We start from the raw sequence: 17,569 nt of genomic DNA, 5'->3' as shown, positions 1-17,569 counted from the left end.
AAAAGCTACTGAGGAAATTATCTACATCCTTAGCGTCTAGACACTATCAGTACGTTTTTCTTCCTTTGACATGTTAGTCATATCTACATCTTCCAGGTCCTTAGGCTTTACTCCGGCTTGCTTTAGAACCTCTTGCATTATTCGTTCATCTGGGAATGATATGTAGATGTTTTCGAACTTTTTTATGATCATAATTAGTGTGATACTCTATCAAGAGGAGAGTGTTGGTAGACACTTTTCGATAATGCAATAAAGTCCTTCTGAAAGTCACGCAAGGACACTATGTATAAAAACCCTTTACAATTAAGAAGAGTTATGAGTCCTAAATCTCGATAACAATTCGACTCAGACGTCCTTTGTCCCTAATTTTTAACTCGGAGCAGGCTGTTGATTATTTCCTAAACGCTGTGTTTTGTATTTAATGAACTTTTTCAAAATCCTCTCGTCTGTAGTTCCCAATGAGGACTCTAAAGCGTCTAAGAACTTTTTCCTTATCGAACTTTCATCGTCATTATCTTCTACAATTTGTTTAAGCAAACTAAGAGCTAGTTTAACACTAGCTGGGGAGATATTAAAGTTCATTTTTTCCTCTCTTTTCCTCTCCTTTAACTCATAACACCCAAATTCCTTTCTTAACGCGTCTACCTCTTCAGATACTACTTTGGGGTTTGGGCTTCATAGGATTTCATAATATTTAATATCAATCCTCAGCCGTTGGGCTTCACCAGAGTCACGGGGCATTGCCCCACTCATACCCCTCCGCCCCTTTAGCGGGATAACCCCGACCCACCTACTCCCAGTGGGAGTAAAAAAGAGGTGGGGAAACCCGCACATCCTGAGGTAAATATTGAGTGATGCGTTCAATTGCCTATCTAGAGTGAACCCGCACCTCTCGCAGTGAAAAGTCCTGCCTACCTTTCGGGAAACCCATCCACATCTGGGGCAGGACTTAGATGTGTGGTAAGGGTTAACCTCCTTAACGAAAGAACCATAAAGGGGAGCCTTGTACTTTAGCACACGGTGTATAGTCCTCCACACAGTCCTTGAAACCCTCTTAGACAGCTTGTCGTTGGCATCTCTAAACATCTCTTGTTTATTCAACTTCTCAACAGCAAACATAGTGAGAGGATACATTTCCAACAGTTTGTTCACGAACTTATGAACATAATCAAGCACGCGGTTCCTCTCCCTATGAGAATACTTCTCCATCAACTCCTTCCCCTTCCTACCGTGTTTAGAAGCAAAAGATTGTATTCTACCCCTCTTCAACTCCATACCGAATTTTAGACTATACAACTCCTTCAAGGAGAAAGTGACGAACTTATCACCATCGTAAGCGTCTAATGTGTACAGGTTACTATCAATTGCTAGGAAATCTAGGGGAGTAAACCAGGGTAATTTATAACGGAATGGTAGGTGAACTTTATCCTCCTTTATTACTGGCTCACCTAACTCAAGCCCTTCAACCCTTCTAGAGAACCAAGTGTGAGACCAAGAGAAGGTAATATACTCATAAGGTCTTACTGTAATCCTAACTTCTTCGCCCTCAACCTTTCTAAGTGTCGACTTTACCCTAACGTAAACCTTCTTCAATCTAGGTTTCCTTAATGACGCTTGCCCTTTTTCAGCCCTCCTCTTCCACCCCTTTAATATTGAGTAAGCGTCGCTTATTGCCTTGTCCACGTAGTGGGAAGCTAACTCGTTAACCTTTTCAAGCTCGTCTCTGAATACCTTGTAAACCTCCTTTTTCTTAGGCAGGGTTATTTTGATCTTAGTGGCTTTCTTACCTTTCTTTACTTCCTTCCTCTCTGTCTTAGTCCTTTCCCATAACCAGTCTAAAGCCTTCTGTAGAAGGACTCTGTAGTTTTCTAATAATATCTTGCTCTCCTCCTTCTTATTATTCTTCAGAGAGTACGTTAGGTAGACGTATTCCTCCTCTGGTTGGAATGATTTAAGCCTTAAGTTCTTCGACACATTTCTTCACCTTCTCATATTTATGGCTCCTCATTCCATACAACTTTCCACTAAAGGAGACTAGTATAGAGATTAAGTCTTCTATTAACTCTTGTTCTGGTGTTTTGTCCTCCTTATTTAATACCACGAGCTCACAGTTGTGTGCTTTGCATACTTCTTCAATTATTTCAAAGCCGAACCTTACTAGTCTGTCCGGGTAGGCTATGACAACTTTTGACACTTCGTTATTCAGAATCATTCTTAACAACTTGAGGAATCCTTTCCTCTTCATATTCAATGAAGTTCCGACGTCAGTTATCACTTGGTCGTAGTCCTTAACGTTCTCCTCCAAGTATTTTACTTGGTTTATTAAGTCGTCTTTGTGTGTGTTTGATGATACTCTTGCGTAAAGGATCACTTTCCTCTTTCTAACAATCCCCACAAGTCTTTCGACGTCTTCTTCCTTGAACCTCCACTTCCCAGTTTCTAGTATCACGGGTTTTATGTACCCTTTCTTAACATATTCTCTGAGTGTTGCGTATGATATTCCTAGGCGTTGGCACACTTCTTTAGGTCTTAGCATTGTATAAAATTTTATGATGAAATAATATAAACTTTACGGTTTATCGGAATCTGTTAACAACGGCTCTGACTGAGTTAGTCTCTGAGAGAGACTAAGATCCTTTAACAACTGATAGTCTAATAATAAATACAGAAGCTTGTATAGATGCGGTTAAAAGAAAATAGTATATCTAGTAAACTTTTGTGTAGAGAATACTCTGGACAACAGAATTGTTGAGCTTCATATCAATAAATTTTATGAAATTTTAAAGCGTCTAGAAGTTGATTGAGTGAGAGTGGTTTACTAAGAAATTCGGTATTAGCAGTATTGACCTTATAATATTTGACGAGGCCCAGAGGATGACCGAGGAGGAAATAAAGAACTCTCCTAGAGGTATAGTTAACGTTTACTTTTACGATGATTCTCAAGTATTCATAAGAAATGAGGTAGGAACTAGGGATAACTTTTTGAAATACTTGACTAATGTAAAAGAGTCCGAGTTACCTTCTCCAGTGAGAGAACCAAAGCAGTACCTAGATTTCGTGAAAAGGATTTTAGAAGGAGTAAAAGGAAATCTGGGTAATTTTGATTTTATAATTTTTGACAATAACGTATTTTTCGAAGATAAGGAGACTGCTAATGCTGTAAAGGAGTTGATAAAAAATCCTAGTAACGTTTAGCTAATTGTACAATTAAAATTAAGAAGCTGTTAAATTGTGTGTATTCTTAACATACACAGTATTCTTGGAAGAAGCATGAAGACATGTTTCATAAAGAAAAGATTGCTAAACCTTATACCTTATATCTGTTATTAACTTAGAAGCTATTTCGTCTCCCTCTTTCGTCAATTTCACAAGCGTCCTAGTTTTCATGAGCATCTTTAGTTTTTCTATATCATTTTCAATTTTTAATGACGGCTTATTTTCCTTTAATCTCTCCAAGAATAATATAAGGTTTTTAATATCTCTTCTTGTAAATTTCTCTGGAAGAACAGGAGGTAAAACAAACCTATGACCCAGGTAGGGATAGTATAATACTACTTCTGGAAGTAAATAATCTTGTAAATAATCTTTATATTTCTTCACTATTTCATATACTTCTTCACTGTCTATTTTTTTTCTCCAACTTCACTAACCCTACGGTGGTTAAATAATACAAGGAGTTAGCAATCAATTTTTTATCGTCAGGATCAATTTTATCGCATATTTCGCTCGTGCATTTAGAGTTGTAGAATTCTTTAATTCTCTCTTGCAGTTTGTCAATATCGACCTTTCCTCCCTTTTCTCTCAGTGTTAATAGAATTATTTCTGACGTGCTCAATTTATCATACATAATCTTTCACCTGCCTGATGTCAGATTGTCGTAACCCTTGTCAGCTATCCTTATAATGTGAGCATTCATATCATAATATTCTCTTAACTGTCTAATTAAGTATTCCATCATTATTTTTCTGCACCATATGATTATAATCAGTGGATCTTGAACATCAGTAACGTTAAGGCTAAAGTGTTTTGCAATATCCTTTTTATACCTCTGAAAAGGGCAAATTGATGAAATAGGTATTACGATGTAACATTTTAAAATTCTACAATTTAACTTACCTATATCCAAATCTATATTATTTAAATCATTCAATTTCCACGCCGTATATATTCTTTTGCAGTTACTACAATATTCAGCTTTGAAGGAGAGTAAATGCGAAGTCTCTCTTAATAAGTTTGTTGAAACGCCAAAAGATAGAAAACTAAATCCTAGGTTTATATTGCGTCTGTTAGTGCTCTGCCCTACATTTACGTCTATCAAGTACTTAAATCCGCAAAAAGGACATTCCATACCGTGGAAAATTTGAAGCGAGTTAAAAATTCTTCCATTTGGCACGTCTAAAGAACGAGATTTTAATTATTTGATTCGTAATACCATGAGCAAATATTCTAGGCTGAGAAAATCAATTATCGATTTGTTTAATAACTTATGTCTTTCAAAGAGAGCGTGCTTGCAAATTTTAAATGAGAAGACTCACTTTATATACTAAAATATTGATCTTACATAATATTCAAGATCTTCTACAGTTTATTTCATCTCTCTCACTTTTTAGCTAATGCGTTCAGATATGATAGTTAGAAGAATAAAAGGAATAACCCTAATATTCCTCTCAGAGGAGGTAATAAAAGAGGTATTAGAGAACGTTGAAATGGAAGATATAAACGACGTTAATAAGGAATCCAATTAGTTATAAAAATTAAAATAAGTTTATATTTCTATACCAATGAGTTTTATCGGATATTTTAGTTGAATAAAATTTCTACACTAAAAATTGAGTGAGTGGTTTTGGAATAAAGCATCCAAGGTAAATGTAAGAGATTATTAATAATGCGACTAATTACATAAAAGAGCGTGAGACTTAGTGAGATCGAGAAATTAGGACACGAGCCGATAAAGGAATCTAATCTTAAAGAGCTACTTGAGTTGACTCAACGAACCTATAGGTATTTCTAGGAGGGGTGATGCTGTTTTGGGGAGGGCTTTCTATCTTGTAGCTTTGACTGCCATCAAGGTTTAAACCTGTCATCAAGCTTTTTTTAGGATCATAAGGGTAGGCTTAGGGATAAGAAGTTGAGTGTTGCGTGTGCTAGAAAGTTGGCAGTTATTACTTGGGCTATACTGTATTATAATAAGCCCTTTGATGCTAGCGAGAAAAGCAGGTTCCATTGCGTAAGTAGTGTGGACTATGCTTAATTTTTAAGGAAAGGTTTTTATACCGGAAGCTTGTATAGAATATATATTAATTAGATCAATATTGCAGGATCTAACTAAAATGTTTTATATAAGACGTAAGTGGAAAGTACCGCAGTGACTTAAAGCTTTTTACTCGTTGGTGTGTACTTAACACGTGGAAGGATATTTAGATTATAAAAATAATTCTAAAGGTTATATTTACGCTAAATTATACGATAGTTTAGTTGAAGGTAAACAAGCTTTAGAGATGATACAAAAGGGTCTGTTACAAAACGCTTCTTTAAAGGCATTTTTAGGTGTAAAATCCGCTGTTAGTGCACTGGTTGTAAAGAACCTTAACGAGATTATCAAATTAAAAGACGAGAAGGAAAAGTATTGGCACGAGAACGTGGGGTATTCAGCACCTACAACAGGTTTAATAGGGATCTCAAAAGACCTAAAAAACTTAGGCATTGACGCTGAGAACGTGATAAGAATTGCTTTAACTTTACACAAGTTCTCTTATAATGGTTTCGATCCTAACTTTGTTGATTATAGGAACTCTAAAGAGGTAATAGACGACGTGAAAGAGGTCATAGAGTGGTTACTTAATTTAAAATACTATTTTGACGATTTTTGGGACGAAAAGTTAGAAAAAGCAAAGAAGGATTTAGAGGAATTATTAAAAAACACGATTAATTAATCATTCCCGAAAAGTGAGTGTGACATAATGCCCAAAAGGGAGATCACGGAGATGTGAGCCCCGTGCCGTTGGGCTCGAAAGAGTCCCATGACCCACCTGTGGTTGAGGGCTAAGTCCCTACACTCGACCATGAATGAACATAAAATGATTGAAATGAAAGTGTAGGGACAAACGATCAGTTTCGATGCTAATTTGATCTTTTTCCCGAATTCTCTATAGGACGCTATAATTATCCATACCGAGATAAACTGCTTTCCTATTAACTTCATTAAGGGAATTGAGAAGCACACTTTCGTCTACAAAGTCCCGCAATTTACCTACTGAGAGCATAGTCCCGACCAATACCGAATTTACAGCCTTAAGGTTTCCTGCTTTCAGGGCCAAGTCTTCAGCGTCAATTACCACGACTGTCTTTATGTATTTCTTAACTAGTCTGATGACATCGTCAATGGTAGGTAAAGACACTTTCGGGATAGCTGGTCTCTGTATTTTCGTATTCATTATAAATATACCAGAGGTACTACTGGCGTATTTTATATTCCTAAGACCTTCAATTGCCTCAAGTCCTACTACGTAGTCAGCCGTCCCTAGGGGTACTAGAGGGGCATAAACGTCCCCCATTCTCACGTGAACGTTTACGCCTCCTCCTCTCTGTGCTAGACCGTGAGTCTCCGAAGATATAGCTCTGTAGCAAGGCTTCACAGCTCTAATTAACATTTTTCCCATAGTTATTACTCCTTGTCCTCCTACACCTCCTATAACGATGTTTAACTTAACCATAACTCATCCCACCCTTTTGGTGTTTCACCCTTCAAGGTTATCGCATTATGTGGACAGACTGGGATACACGCCCCACAACCTATGCATAGCGATGTATCTATAACTGCTTTCTTGTTATCGCCTACTGTAATTGCAGGGCAAGTAAAGAAATCGTAACATATACTACAGCCTGTACACTTCTTTTCATCAACTACAGCTATGGGTAAATCCCCGTTAATCTTGTCTAAAACGTCTAATGCACAAGCCCTCTTCGCTACGATCACCGCCGGTTTTCTCTTTTCCTTGACCCACTTTGTAGCCTCACTTATTACGTCGATGCTCTTCTTGAGGTCGAACGGATCGAACCCCTTCACGAACTCTACTCCCAAGCCTTTAGCTACCTCCTCGATCTCAATTTCCCTTGAAGGACTGGGGTTTTGTCCAGTCATTGCAGTGACTCTGTTGTCCAGCACAACTATTAGCACTGGTAAGTTATTATACACTGCGTTTGCCAGTCCTGAAAGACCGTTATGAAAGAAAGTGGAGTCCCCAATAACAGCTACTGGGATTGTGTTAGTAGCTCTGAAGACTCCATTGGCTATCCCTAAACTGCTCCCCATCTCTATGAGGCTATCTTGGACGTTAAACGGGGGTAGAACTCCTAAAGAGTAACATCCTATGTCTCCAGAGAAAAAGGTAACATTTAGCCCCCCTTTCACTATCCCTCTCTTAAGGTCTATAAATGACGATCTATGGGGACAACCTGGACATAAAGCGGGGGGTCTATCAGGTATCTTTATTTCGGGTTCTTTAAATTCCAGTAGCTGTAAACCTAAGAACTTAGCTACAGCCCTACCTACTTTCTCGAAGGTTAGTTCACCAGTCCTAGGGACGTAGTCTTTACCGTGTACCTTTAATCTGACGTCTTCGTCAAAAAGTATGTTCTTCAACTGCGTCTCTACTATCGGCTCTAATTCTTCTACTACTAGTACCTCATCGACTCCGTCAACGGCTTTTAAAATTTGTTCTTTGTTTAACGGTACAGATACTCCTAACCTCAATATTCTGACGTTATCCTCTACTAACTCCTTAATGTACGCGTAGCCTACACCAGCGGTTATTATAAGTTTCTTACCGTCTCCCTCAATCACGTTAAATTCCTTAACCTCTTCCGTGATCAATTCCCACCTCTTAAGCTGCTTTTCCCTATTAGCTCTCGCGACACTGGGGACGAGAGAATAGACCTGAGGCTTTTTGTTTAACTTACCCCATACCGGTGCTTTTTTGACCCCTACGTTAACCCATGTCCTAGAGTGGTTTACTCTGGTATTACTTACGAGTAAGACTGGGTGCTTCACTTTTGCACTGAACTCAAAAGCTTTGACCGTTAAATCGTGGGCTGATTGTGGGTCAAAGGGCTCAAACACTGGGATTAAAGCCATTAAGCCATAATATCTGTTGTCTTGTTCGTTTTGAGAAGACCACATGGAAGGGTCTCCAGCTGAAAAAATAACCATTGCACCTTCGACACCGGTGTATGACGAACTAATTAATGCGTCTGAGGCGACGTTCAGTCCTACGTGTTTCATTGTGACTAAAGAGTAGGCACCAGAAATAGCTGCACCGTACGCCGTTTCGAATGCAACTTTCTCATTCACGCTCCACTCTACGTATCTATCCTTCTCTTTGAGTAACGTCTCGATTACTTCTGTAGAAGGTGTACCGGGGTAACCTGCGGCTACGGCAACCCCTGCTTCTAACGCACCTCTCGCTATACTTTCGTTTCCGAGTAAAAGTAAGCGTTCCATAATTATAATTAATAATTTAAGAATATAAATCGCTTATCCTTAAATTTGAACTTTGAAAAAAGTATTTGAATAAATTAAAATAGGGCTTATTACTATTTTGGATCATATGAGTGGGGCTAACGAATTTAACGAACTCCTTGAGAGGAGTGAACACTTGTTCCGTTTTATGGGGATTAGGTTCGTGGAAGCTAAGGAGGGTAGGGCAGTTACTGTAATGGACTACAAGGAGGAACTGACTAGGATTGGCGGTATCCTTCATGGTGGCATAATATTTACCGCTATGGATTACACCGGGAGTTATGCTGTAAGGAGTTTAGGAATAAAGGAAGCCTTCACTCTACAATTTTCAATAACCTTCATGAGGCAGATGAAGAAATCTCCTTTCAAATATGAGGCTGAGGTAATAAGGAGGACGAAGACTTACGCCTTCGTTGAGGTAAGGGCCTATGACGGTGACAGAACATTATGTGCCTTAGGTAACGGTGTATGGCACATCTTAGAATAATTACGGTATCACACTAGATCATGACCCACGTGGAGGGTAATACTTATAAAAGTCCCCTTCACCATTTCTTCCAATGAAGAAACTTTTCCCCCTACTATTAATGGTGTTCTTCCTCGCCTCTTTCCTACCTGCACACGCTCTCCTTTTAAAGGCAGGATACTTTTTATACATTCCAGTTCACGTTAATAGCCTATCGGCGATAGTTTACGCCGTCGAGAGCAACGCTACAGTGACAGTGGCACTTATGACTCCCAGCGAGTTCTCTCAATTCAACAGTACTGGGTCGCTCCAAGGAATCGTAGTCCAGAACAGTTCGGCGATAGTTAACGGAGTACTGGCAAACCCCGGTATGTATTACCTAGTAATATACTCGCCTACACAATATGCCAATATTTCGTATTACTATAATACTACGCCCATTACACCCGAAAACTCCTCGACTTATGTGGAGGAGTTCGTGACCATACCACCTGGTGGAACCTATTCACTTCCGATTCATTTGTCTACACTGGGCTCTCCTTCGACCTTAGCGCTTTTCGGTGTCTCGAACCAAACTGTTTACTACAATGTTTTCAATAATGAGTCTCAGGTCTTCTTCAATTCCTCTCCCATCACCCTAACGTGGAACTACACGTCTGAAACATGTTTCTACACTGTCGATCTACCAACTGGAATTTATTTCCTCAATATTACTAACCCTCACGATAAGCCTGCGTATCTAGCCTTTGCATATAGAGTTCTTCCTGAATATGTAAACCCGTATTTATACATCGAGATAACACATACAAATGCTTATCCCATGGGAATAGCAAGTTACGGTGTATCAGGGACGAAGACTTACGTAGTTAACACCACCTCAGTCTTGGGTTACTTTAACATAACCTCTCTATTAGCTTACAACGGCTCTCAGAACCTTGTACCTGCATACTCAGCATCACTTCAGCTAAACTCTGTATTGGTCATTAACAACGACGATAACTCCACGTGGATATTGTGGCCGCAAGACGTATTAATTTTCCTGACTAACGAGAGCATAGTACTTTATCACGACAACGTGTTTAACATGACTAATCCCACGGCTACTCTAACGAACCAGAGCATAAAAGGAGACGGATACGTAAAACCTAGTCCTCAAGGAGGGAACTACTACGGCAACTACAACTCCTCACCTTGTTTCACATATTCCCTTCCGTTTTCGGGCTATTTAGTAATGAACGAGAGTGTAGTAAAAGGTAAGGGCGTATTAATCACTTTCAACGTCGTAGTGTTGGAGAACGGGTCTTCCACGGTCTTATCTTCCCAAACGTTTGATAAGGTGCTGGTGGTCGATCCAAATGTAAGCTCCGCGTATTTCCAAGTAAACGGTATGGAATACACACCTGCAGGTCCAACGGGTCTTTACGGTTCGTATTACGATACAGAGTTAATATTTGGAGGAGGAGGGAACGGCGAGGTTACTACGTTTAAGAGTATTTCGGCTACACTAGGTCTTTTCTACCTACAAAACAACGAGTATGTGGAATTCCCTTCTTATTACACCTTCGGAGGAGATACGGCTGAGGCAACGGACAACGTTTACGTGACCTTTACTCCTCAAGGTTACGCAGAATTAAGCGTAGGTAAACCAGATCTCACATATGTAGTTATAAATTCCTCGTTAGCTCTTCAAATAAGGACTACTACCTCAGGTGCTGTCCAAACTACCACGACTCAGAGTAGCACGACTCAAACCAGCGTGACGACAACAACTACCACTATAACAACTACACAGTCCGCTACTTCCTCAACGACCTCTTCGTCAACAACTACTTCCTCAACTACTACTACATCAGCTCAAACCTCAATAACATCAACTACTACCCAAACTACCACACCTCAGACCTCAGTACCTAGCCAAACCAGCCAGTCAACTACCTATGTCATACCGATAGGCGGTCTCATAGTAGCCGGTGTATTACTGGTATACTACGCCCTGAGAAGGAAGAAGTGACGACTACGTACGAATTAAATCATACCTATTTTTTCCGCTTTCTTCTTAATACCGTTTTACAGTAATAAAAACCTAAATCCTCTCACGTCCATCCACATCTGTGAGTAATGCTGATGCAATAGGAATAGTGCTTGAAGGAGGAACTCCTAACGTAGTGAAAGCCTTGATCAGGGCTGATCATGACGTCAAGATAGGGGAGTTTCTGATAGTGCGAGATAGGGAAGGAAGGATGGGCCTCGTACAAGTAGAACACTACGAATACGGGAACGACTTTTACACCGAATCCTTGGGAATAGTGAAGAGCCTGATCGACAGCGAAGTCTTAGCTTCCGTTCTGGACAAGAGCACATACCTTTCAGTGTGGCTAAGAGTAATAAAGGAGAATAACGCCAAGGTTCAAATGCCTGGAAACTTAGTGCTAAAGTTCCCTGAAATAAAAGACATAAATAAACTCGATCAAACACAGAGGAAATTCCTCGAGTTACTTTACGAGGAAAAGCTTGAAGACCCGAGATACGTGAAGTATGGGAGAATAATAAACACTAACATTCCCTTACTCCTCAAAATTAACGCCCTACCGATGCACATGGGCATTTTCGGAGAGACCGGTTCGGGTAAGAGCTATAACATGAGGTATTTAATAGACGTGTTTTCTAACATAGAGTATGATGGTAAGTATTACGCAATCCCTATGATAGTGATAGATGCTAACGGCGACTACATAGACTTAGCTATCCTCTCGATGAAGAGAGAATACGTTAACAGGAACGGTTCGAGGCAGATGATCACCCGCTACACCTTCACCGACATACCTAACTCGCAGAGATTCAGGCTCGATATGAATCTCTTTACCCCTTCCGATATAGCCTACATGGTCATAACGGCGAAATATAGAGATACTGACGTCGCGCAAGCCTCTTTACAGATGAACTTATTAGAATTGGCACTGAACGAGCTAAGGGACGAGGACTACAATACGTTGTTCGTAGAGGACGGGTTCTCTAAACTTCAGCAAAAGGTAAACGAGATCGTAGAGGAGAGGAAGGATGAATTAGGGTTCACTAAAAACACACAAAGGGCACTACAAAGTGCTTTACAGACCTTCAGGAGCAAAGTTAAGGAGTATGACCTGATTTCGAGTGATGGAGAGGCATTTAGCTACGACACGTTGGATGAGATATTCTTCAAGCAGGGGCTTGTGATAATAGACTTTTCAGCCGACGGTGCACCAGGGATGGATTTACTCACTAAACAAATCGTCGTCGGATACATCGCTAGGTTGATGTTAAACTACCTAGTTAAAAAGAAGATGAATAACGAGAGGAGGATCCTCTCACTGGTGATCGAAGAGGCACAGAACTACATACCGAGTGAAAACTACCCAGTCAACGCGAGGTTAACTAAGGACGTTTTAGCTACCTTAGCCACTCAGGGTAGGAAGTTCGGGGCTTCGTTGATACTCATAAGTCAGAGACCTGCTTTCGTCGACAAAGTAGTACTTTCGATGTTAAACTCTTTCATCTTTCACAGGGTATACCACGAAGACGTGAAGTATATACAGTCAGCTACTGGAGGAATATCCGAATACCTAGCTAAAGAACTCATATCATTACCTAGGGGTCAGGCGATAGTGACGGGTCTAATAAACTCCCTCGAGATTCCAGTAAGGGTTCAAATAGATAGGAAGTCCGAGCTCGAGTCCGATATAGGATCTGAAGGTGATATCTTAGAAATTCTCTCCGGGTGATGGGCGTGTGTGAAAGGTTCATATCGGAGACGGGAGCATGGAGTGACCTAACGGAAGTATACAAGTGCGTACTTTCTACGAAGTTCACCGATTCCATAACGTTCTACGAAAAGGAGAGGGAATTACTGGATTTCATAGCTAGGAAGAAGTCTTCCCCTATGTTCGTGGTTCTGATAGGGGACTGGGGTATGGGTAAGACATTCTTGAGCAAGGTAATTAAGGATGAGGCAGAGAAGATAGGCTGTGAAGTGAGGAACGTCAAGATCGATGAGATCGTCGTGGGCAATCTCGGTTCTTTCACCGTAAAGGACAGAGAAGTAATGATCATAGACGAGGTAGAGAACTTAGAGAACCTGCAGTATAAGTACAAAGAGGAAATAATAAACTTCTTCACCCACATGAAGAAGATAAGCGAGCTGAAAGACGTAGACTCCGTCATATTCTTACTTGCTACGCCTTCCGGTTACACAAAAGTGTTTTCTTATGGGGGTCTCTTACACAGCCTATTACCCGAGACGTACACAGCCTTTAAAGATAGGATAAGGGAAAGAGTACTTACAGAACCTACAAAGGTCGAGTATTTCCTGATGTTGTACTGTATGCTAAAGAACGTTAAGAGTGAATCAATATCCCTCATCGAATACCTTAACTTCTTATATTACCTAATCCCCGTCACGAGAAGGAATATAACGAAAATAGTTAATAATTTCATGTGTCAGCTACATGAAAATTCCCCAGAGGCATTATACAAGCTATTAGTCACCCGGAGAGAGGCGATAACGGATCTATACAGAACGGTGGAAGTCAGTGACGCGACCTTGTTTAAGACCGAACCTGAGGACATAGGCAGGATAATGAGGGGTTACGATTACTCGTGCATTAACGCAAAACTGGTGAAATTCGAAGAGTGGAGGAATAAGTTTGCAAACAAATTGGACCCTAACGTGAGGAGGGAGATCGAGGACGTAATTACGACAATGAAGGTAAGAGAAGGTTTAAGTGTTGATGACAACCTTTACGTAATAATCCCCAAGGAGCCGAGAGAATATTATCCGTTATTTCCCGACGAGAACGTGTTAAAAGAGGCTTACAAGGCACTGAAAGGAGAGGAGATATGTGCGGTTAAGTGGGAGGAAGTGGAGAGGTACCTTAATGTCCAGTTGAGGGACTTCTTACTCGAAGGTGATAAGTACGAAGAGGTTCAAAAAGTGATAGAAGAGTATAAGGAAGAGACTGAGAAGCTGCTGAAACAAACTAACGCCGTGTACCCTAAGGTAGTTGAGGGTTTGAAGAACTTTGTTAAAGAAGTAGTGTCGATTGCCCAAAAGGACGGTAAGTTGAATAACGTAAGTTGCTCCCCGTTACCGGAGGGGAAGAGCAGTGAAATCGTCTTTGAGTGCAAGCATAAGGACGGCTTCTATTCATTTGCATATAAGGTGAAAATAACGGACGACCCAATGAACACAACCCAGTCTGATTTCACCGTTTTGTACACGGCGTCGGATAAGGAAGGTGGAAATGTCACAATAAAGTTAACTCACCCCTTACAGAGGTATTTTCTCCAATTATCATACCTCTCTAAAGGTTTGAGGGTGAGAGATCCAGCTTTCAGGCTCGTTTTTGCAAATGAGATAGCAAAGCTCGACCTACTCATTAACGACATAAACGAGGTTAACAAGATCTACGAGAACATTTACCATACTTTCTCTTCAATGGAACAAGTTGAATATAGGTTCCAGAGTATTATGAACTACGTGCTGTATTACAAGGGCTTGACCGGAAAAAGCGGTAAAGTATCCGTTCAGGAGGTTTACGAGACGGTAAGGGATTTAACAGACCAGTTCAGAACTTATGAAAAGAAGAACGTAAGGTTTACAGTGCAAGACATAGAGACTGGTACCAGATTGCTGGAGTTCCTATCGGACTTAGACAAGAAGAAACTGATAAAACTGGATGGGACAGATCTCGACTTAGACGACTTTTTAGGGGACTACGCTAAAAAGGTTGTGGACAAAGTACTGAAAAGACTTGGTAAGGAAGACGTTGAGAAGATAGCCGTCGAGATCGTTGAGGGAACGCACAAGGGTCTGGAAAAGAAAGTAAAGAATATACTCAATGCGGACTTGGTACAACTAGATGAGAGAATAGTAGAAGGGGTTAGCGACTTGATAAGGGTAGCGTTAAGGTCTGGTTATGTAAAAGTCAACACGCTGAAGGACTTAGACAAAAAGTTAGAAGAGGTAAAAGGTAAAGTTCAGGAAGTAAAGTTGATTACCATAAAGGAAAGGGACGTTAAGGTCGTAGACCTTAAGGAACTCTTGAGGATCGCTTTAGAGGTGAGGAAGAGAGCTCAGGACAACGTGGCTTCTCAGGCATTGCTTTTTGATATGTTGGAAGCGATATCGACACTATCCCAGATGAGGATGTCCATCAAGGGAGAGACCGTCAAGGTAGTTGAACAAGAACTAACAACGATTAGGGAAATAAGGGAGAAACTCGTAAAGTTCGTAAAAGAAGCGAAGGCTATCCAACATACTGAGGACACTTTACAAAGGCTGAAAAGGCTCGTCCAGGATGAGCAAAAACTTACCGACTGTGTTCACGAGATAAGAAAAGACCGTAAAAATGTGGAGAAGTTATATAAAGCTTTGAACAAGTCGAGGCTGTTTACTTACGCGGAGTTTATTGATGAGGTCTATAAGAACGACGAGGTGTACTCAACAATGAAAGATGTAGGTGAGGAATGTCGTGAAATCGCCGAAAGCATCGACACGTTGAAGTCCGTAAAGGTAAGGCTGGAAAAGATTAAGGATATGCTTAACACCATGTTAAATACTCCTTACGTCAAGGGATTAGAAGATATTAAAAAGGACATAAGCGGTATAAGGGCTAACATTAACGAGATTTACGAGAGGGCTAAAAAGGAGGGGTTCGTAAATGGGGATAATTGAGGAGTTAGACGAATTGATAAATTCTCTACAAGGGGAGGAAAAGAGGAATGAAGAGATACTCACGCTAATGACGTCTATAAAAGCTAACATAACTACAATATCCAAAGAACTATACCAAAACAAGGTTAAGGACAAGCTATTTTCAGTCCTTTCATCCCTAAACGCGGAGTTAAAAGAACTAGAGGAGGTTCAACAGTGTTGCAAGTCAGTATCGACGGATAAACTCCTAACGAGGAGGAGAGAACTGTCTAAAGCCATTAAGGGACTTTACGAGTTAGGCAAGGAGCTAAACGTCGATAACTTAGGGGATTTGAAGATATTATCATCAACGCTAAACGAAGTAGTCAAGGCGTTGGAGTTCCTCGACGACAAGGTAAAGGAAGTAGAGGATGACATCAAGTCTATAAAGGAGGAATTAGACAAGAAGATGGAAGACCTAAAGAAGGAAATTGAGATAAAGACCGAGAGGTTAAACTCACTCAACGGGTTTTTAAGGGCTTTCGATGAGGAAGTGGAATTTGATGAGTGCGATGCAAAGACTTTATGTGAATTAAAAGAGTGCTTAAACTCTCTTTCTGAGACCCTCAGAGAGGCTGAGGAGGGGAAAAAGGAAATCGTTAGTAGGATAGGCTCGGAACTGGAGGGAGTTGTGACGAAGCTCGTGGACGAAGGGGAAGTCGAGATTAACGACATAACTGAGCTTGCAACACTGCTTAAGAGGTTTGATGAGGACGAAAAGCTCAGGAAACTCAAGGGGAAACTAAAAGTAACACTAAAGCTGAAGGGTGAGTAAATGGAAGCCTTCAGAAAGATAGACGACATAGTAGAAAAGAGCGTCGATAGGTACAACGTTATAAAGACCGTAGTAGATAACGTAGACTTAAATGAGCTAGGCATGTCCGTTTATCACCCTAAATTTTCACGCGTTAAAGGGATATATTGTGCTATAGACGGTTCAAAGAACGTCCAGAACTTAGGTGATGTGTACCTTATCATCGCTAAGGCTGTAAAGGTAATCGGCGAAGTGACGTCTGGAAAGAAAGTGGTAAATAGAGACCCGGTATTCGCTGTGGAAATTGAGGACGATTATATGGGGGAGGACACCGTGAGCAACGACTCAATTAGGTTGATGATTAACTTGGAAAGCCAACTTTTGGGGACGTGTGACGAGTGCGATTATGTATTATTAGACGGTCCTATAGTAGACCCTCCTATAATAGACGAAAGAGGAGGTAAACAGTCGATTCCCTCTCTAAAGGAACTCGCGAAGACGAGGGCTCAACACGTGACAAGAATGCTGGAGAAGGGTAAGGCAATACTAGGGATAGCCAAGAGGTTTTCTGAGCGGTTTATTGTCTCGTTACTTAAGGAGAGAGGTTATCTGAAGGACACGGATTATAGGGAAAAAATGGTGGTGGACAGTCTCCTTTCTCGTTTTGTGGGGGAGGAAATAGTTGGTATCGGGGTAATAGAATGGGATAAAATAAGTAGGGAAGTAAGTGAACTAGATAAGCTTATGTCGGCTTATGAAGCTTATAAGGAGTACAGTGACGGGAAATTGAAAATTGCATCAGTTTACGTTAAGGCGTCGAGGATTGGTGTCCCGAGTAGAGTGGATATAGCTTACATCAGCGGTTATGACGTGGAAAAAGTCCTCTCGCTTATTGCCACATGGGTAGTCAAAGACAGAGCTGAGTTGAACTTACTAACGGTGATGGCTGACGCCCTTTCCGCTATTAATAACCAAGAGGTTAAACAGTTCAGGGAGTATTACACCGTAAAGACCGTTGAGAAATTAAAGGATAAGGACTATATATTGTCTAACTTCGTACTTAGGAAGAAGATTTGAGTCTTATTCCTTGCTGTGACGCATTAT

Annotated in this window: 18 protein-coding genes and 1 pseudogene; 10 read left to right on the top strand and 9 right to left on the bottom strand. The window is 40.6% G+C overall.

The features are described from left to right. Positions 1 to 36: 36 nt before the first annotated feature. From WIW72_RS05590 to WIW72_RS05575, 4 genes are all read right to left on the bottom strand, one after another. Positions 37 to 192 carry a hypothetical protein gene (locus tag WIW72_RS05590; protein ID WP_337702022.1) on the bottom strand — a complete coding sequence of 52 codons (156 nt, stop codon included), beginning with the start codon at positions 190 to 192 and terminating at the stop codon, positions 37 to 39. A 177-nt stretch (positions 193 to 369) separates the two neighbouring features. Further along, a complete protein-coding gene (locus WIW72_RS05585; RefSeq protein ID WP_337702024.1) occupies positions 370 to 582 on the bottom strand; it encodes a hypothetical protein in 213 nt (70 codons plus the stop codon). A 93-nt stretch (positions 583 to 675) separates the two neighbouring features. Further along, positions 676 to 1,974, bottom strand: a complete 1,299-nt coding sequence (locus WIW72_RS05580) for an RNA-guided endonuclease InsQ/TnpB family protein (protein WP_337702026.1) — start codon at positions 1,972 to 1,974, stop codon at positions 676 to 678. Beyond that, complete coding sequence (locus tag WIW72_RS05575) at positions 1,952 to 2,536, bottom strand: IS607 family transposase (RefSeq protein ID WP_337702028.1); 585 nt, start codon at positions 2,534 to 2,536, stop codon at positions 1,952 to 1,954. The genes WIW72_RS05580 and WIW72_RS05575 overlap by 23 nt, the downstream gene beginning before the upstream one ends. 296 nt (positions 2,537 to 2,832) lie before the next feature. On the opposite strand from WIW72_RS05575, the gene WIW72_RS05570 reads away from it, so the two are divergent. Continuing rightward, on the top strand, positions 2,833 to 3,195 hold the full coding sequence (locus tag WIW72_RS05570; RefSeq protein ID WP_337721271.1) for a DNA/RNA helicase domain-containing protein: 363 nt from the start codon (positions 2,833 to 2,835) through the stop codon (positions 3,193 to 3,195). 105 nt (positions 3,196 to 3,300) lie between these two features. On the opposite strand, the gene WIW72_RS05565 is transcribed toward WIW72_RS05570, so the two are convergent. From WIW72_RS05565 to WIW72_RS05555, 3 genes are read right to left on the bottom strand one after another with little or no spacing between them, the layout of a single operon-like run. Next, positions 3,301 to 3,600 (bottom strand): hypothetical protein, encoded by a 300-nt coding sequence (locus WIW72_RS05565; RefSeq protein WP_337702030.1) that lies wholly within the window; start codon positions 3,598 to 3,600, stop codon positions 3,301 to 3,303. Positions 3,601 to 3,616: 16 nt separating this feature from the next. Next, the gene (locus tag WIW72_RS05560; protein WP_337702031.1) at positions 3,617 to 3,847 is read right to left on the bottom strand and encodes a hypothetical protein; all 231 of its coding nucleotides are present in this window, start codon (positions 3,845 to 3,847) and stop codon (positions 3,617 to 3,619) included. Positions 3,848 to 3,853: 6 nt separating this feature from the next. Further along, positions 3,854 to 4,348, bottom strand: coding sequence for a hypothetical protein (locus WIW72_RS05555; protein WP_337702032.1), 495 nt, complete (start codon positions 4,346 to 4,348; stop codon positions 3,854 to 3,856). 265 nt (positions 4,349 to 4,613) lie between these two features. On the opposite strand from WIW72_RS05555, the gene WIW72_RS05550 reads away from it, so the two are divergent. From WIW72_RS05550 to WIW72_RS05540, 3 genes and pseudogenes are all read left to right on the top strand, one after another. Next, positions 4,614 to 4,745 (top strand): hypothetical protein, encoded by a 132-nt coding sequence (locus tag WIW72_RS05550; RefSeq protein ID WP_337702033.1) that lies wholly within the window; start codon positions 4,614 to 4,616, stop codon positions 4,743 to 4,745. Between the two features lie 255 nt (positions 4,746 to 5,000). Further along, positions 5,001 to 5,251: pseudogene (locus tag WIW72_RS05545) on the top strand (hypothetical protein); the annotation flags it as partial. 154 nt (positions 5,252 to 5,405) lie between these two features. Then, a complete protein-coding gene (locus tag WIW72_RS05540; protein ID WP_337702034.1) occupies positions 5,406 to 5,933 on the top strand; it encodes a PaREP1 family protein in 528 nt (175 codons plus the stop codon). A 213-nt stretch (positions 5,934 to 6,146) separates the two neighbouring features. Here WIW72_RS05540 and WIW72_RS05535 read toward each other — a convergent pair whose 3' ends face one another. Beyond that, positions 6,147 to 6,713 carry a 2-oxoacid:acceptor oxidoreductase family protein gene (locus WIW72_RS05535; protein ID WP_337702035.1) on the bottom strand — a complete coding sequence of 189 codons (567 nt, stop codon included), beginning with the start codon at positions 6,711 to 6,713 and terminating at the stop codon, positions 6,147 to 6,149. Then, on the bottom strand, positions 6,701 to 8,500 hold the full coding sequence (locus WIW72_RS05530) for an indolepyruvate ferredoxin oxidoreductase subunit alpha (protein WP_337702037.1): 1,800 nt from the start codon (positions 8,498 to 8,500) through the stop codon (positions 6,701 to 6,703). The genes WIW72_RS05535 and WIW72_RS05530 overlap by 13 nt, the downstream gene beginning before the upstream one ends. Before the next feature lie 106 nt (positions 8,501 to 8,606). On the opposite strand from WIW72_RS05530, the gene WIW72_RS05525 reads away from it, so the two are divergent. The 6 genes from WIW72_RS05525 to WIW72_RS05500 all read left to right on the top strand — a co-directional run bounded on the left by WIW72_RS05525 (position 8,607) and on the right by WIW72_RS05500 (position 17,542). Then, positions 8,607 to 9,005 (top strand): PaaI family thioesterase, encoded by a 399-nt coding sequence (locus WIW72_RS05525; protein WP_337702039.1) that lies wholly within the window; start codon positions 8,607 to 8,609, stop codon positions 9,003 to 9,005. A gap of 73 nt (positions 9,006 to 9,078) precedes the next feature. Then, the gene (locus tag WIW72_RS05520; protein ID WP_337702041.1) at positions 9,079 to 10,995 is read left to right on the top strand and encodes a thermopsin; all 1,917 of its coding nucleotides are present in this window, start codon (positions 9,079 to 9,081) and stop codon (positions 10,993 to 10,995) included. A gap of 100 nt (positions 10,996 to 11,095) precedes the next feature. Continuing rightward, positions 11,096 to 12,742, top strand: a complete 1,647-nt coding sequence (locus WIW72_RS05515) for an ATP-binding protein (protein ID WP_337702043.1) — start codon at positions 11,096 to 11,098, stop codon at positions 12,740 to 12,742. Next, a complete protein-coding gene (locus WIW72_RS05510; protein WP_337721268.1) occupies positions 12,742 to 15,693 on the top strand; it encodes a hypothetical protein in 2,952 nt (983 codons plus the stop codon). Before WIW72_RS05515 ends, WIW72_RS05510 begins: the two co-directional genes overlap by 1 nt. Then, positions 15,680 to 16,486, top strand: coding sequence for a coiled-coil domain-containing protein (locus WIW72_RS05505; protein ID WP_337702046.1), 807 nt, complete (start codon positions 15,680 to 15,682; stop codon positions 16,484 to 16,486). The genes WIW72_RS05510 and WIW72_RS05505 overlap by 14 nt, the downstream gene beginning before the upstream one ends. Then, positions 16,487 to 17,542 (top strand): DNA double-strand break repair nuclease NurA, encoded by a 1,056-nt coding sequence (locus tag WIW72_RS05500; protein ID WP_337702048.1) that lies wholly within the window; start codon positions 16,487 to 16,489, stop codon positions 17,540 to 17,542. Positions 17,543 to 17,569 lie beyond the last annotated feature (27 nt).

The sequence above is a fragment of the Stygiolobus sp. CP859M genome, from assembly GCF_037389975.1.
In the GTDB taxonomy this organism is placed as follows: Archaea; Thermoproteota; Thermoprotei_A; order Sulfolobales; family Sulfolobaceae; genus Stygiolobus.
Note: the sequence above shows the minus strand (reverse complement) of the source record. Positions and strands in the feature narration are given on the sequence as shown.

Bases quoted from the DNA above. Each gene is read 5' to 3' on its own strand.
- WIW72_RS05525 (WP_337702039.1), top strand. From the start codon at position 8,607: ATGAGTGGGGCTAACGAATTTAACGAACTCCTTGAGAGGAGTGAACAC.
- WIW72_RS05510 (WP_337721268.1), top strand. From the start codon at position 12,742: ATGGGCGTGTGTGAAAGGTTCATATCGGAGACGGGAGCATGGAGTGAC.
- WIW72_RS05550 (WP_337702033.1), top strand. From the start codon at position 4,614: ATGCGTTCAGATATGATAGTTAGAAGAATAAAAGGAATAACCCTAATA.
- WIW72_RS05505 (WP_337702046.1), top strand. From the start codon at position 15,680: ATGGGGATAATTGAGGAGTTAGACGAATTGATAAATTCTCTACAAGGG.
- WIW72_RS05535 (WP_337702035.1), bottom strand. From the start codon at position 6,713: ATGGTTAAGTTAAACATCGTTATAGGAGGTGTAGGAGGACAAGGAGTA.
- WIW72_RS05560 (WP_337702031.1), bottom strand. From the start codon at position 3,847: ATGTATGATAAATTGAGCACGTCAGAAATAATTCTATTAACACTGAGA.
- WIW72_RS05575 (WP_337702028.1), bottom strand. From the start codon at position 2,536: ATGCTAAGACCTAAAGAAGTGTGCCAACGCCTAGGAATATCATACGCA.
- WIW72_RS05585 (WP_337702024.1), bottom strand. From the start codon at position 582: ATGAACTTTAATATCTCCCCAGCTAGTGTTAAACTAGCTCTTAGTTTG.
- WIW72_RS05555 (WP_337702032.1), bottom strand. From the start codon at position 4,348: ATGGAATGTCCTTTTTGCGGATTTAAGTACTTGATAGACGTAAATGTA.
- WIW72_RS05530 (WP_337702037.1), bottom strand. From the start codon at position 8,500: ATGGAACGCTTACTTTTACTCGGAAACGAAAGTATAGCGAGAGGTGCG.
- WIW72_RS05500 (WP_337702048.1), top strand. From the start codon at position 16,487: ATGGAAGCCTTCAGAAAGATAGACGACATAGTAGAAAAGAGCGTCGAT.
- WIW72_RS05590 (WP_337702022.1), bottom strand. From the start codon at position 192: ATGATCATAAAAAAGTTCGAAAACATCTACATATCATTCCCAGATGAA.
- WIW72_RS05520 (WP_337702041.1), top strand. From the start codon at position 9,079: ATGAAGAAACTTTTCCCCCTACTATTAATGGTGTTCTTCCTCGCCTCT.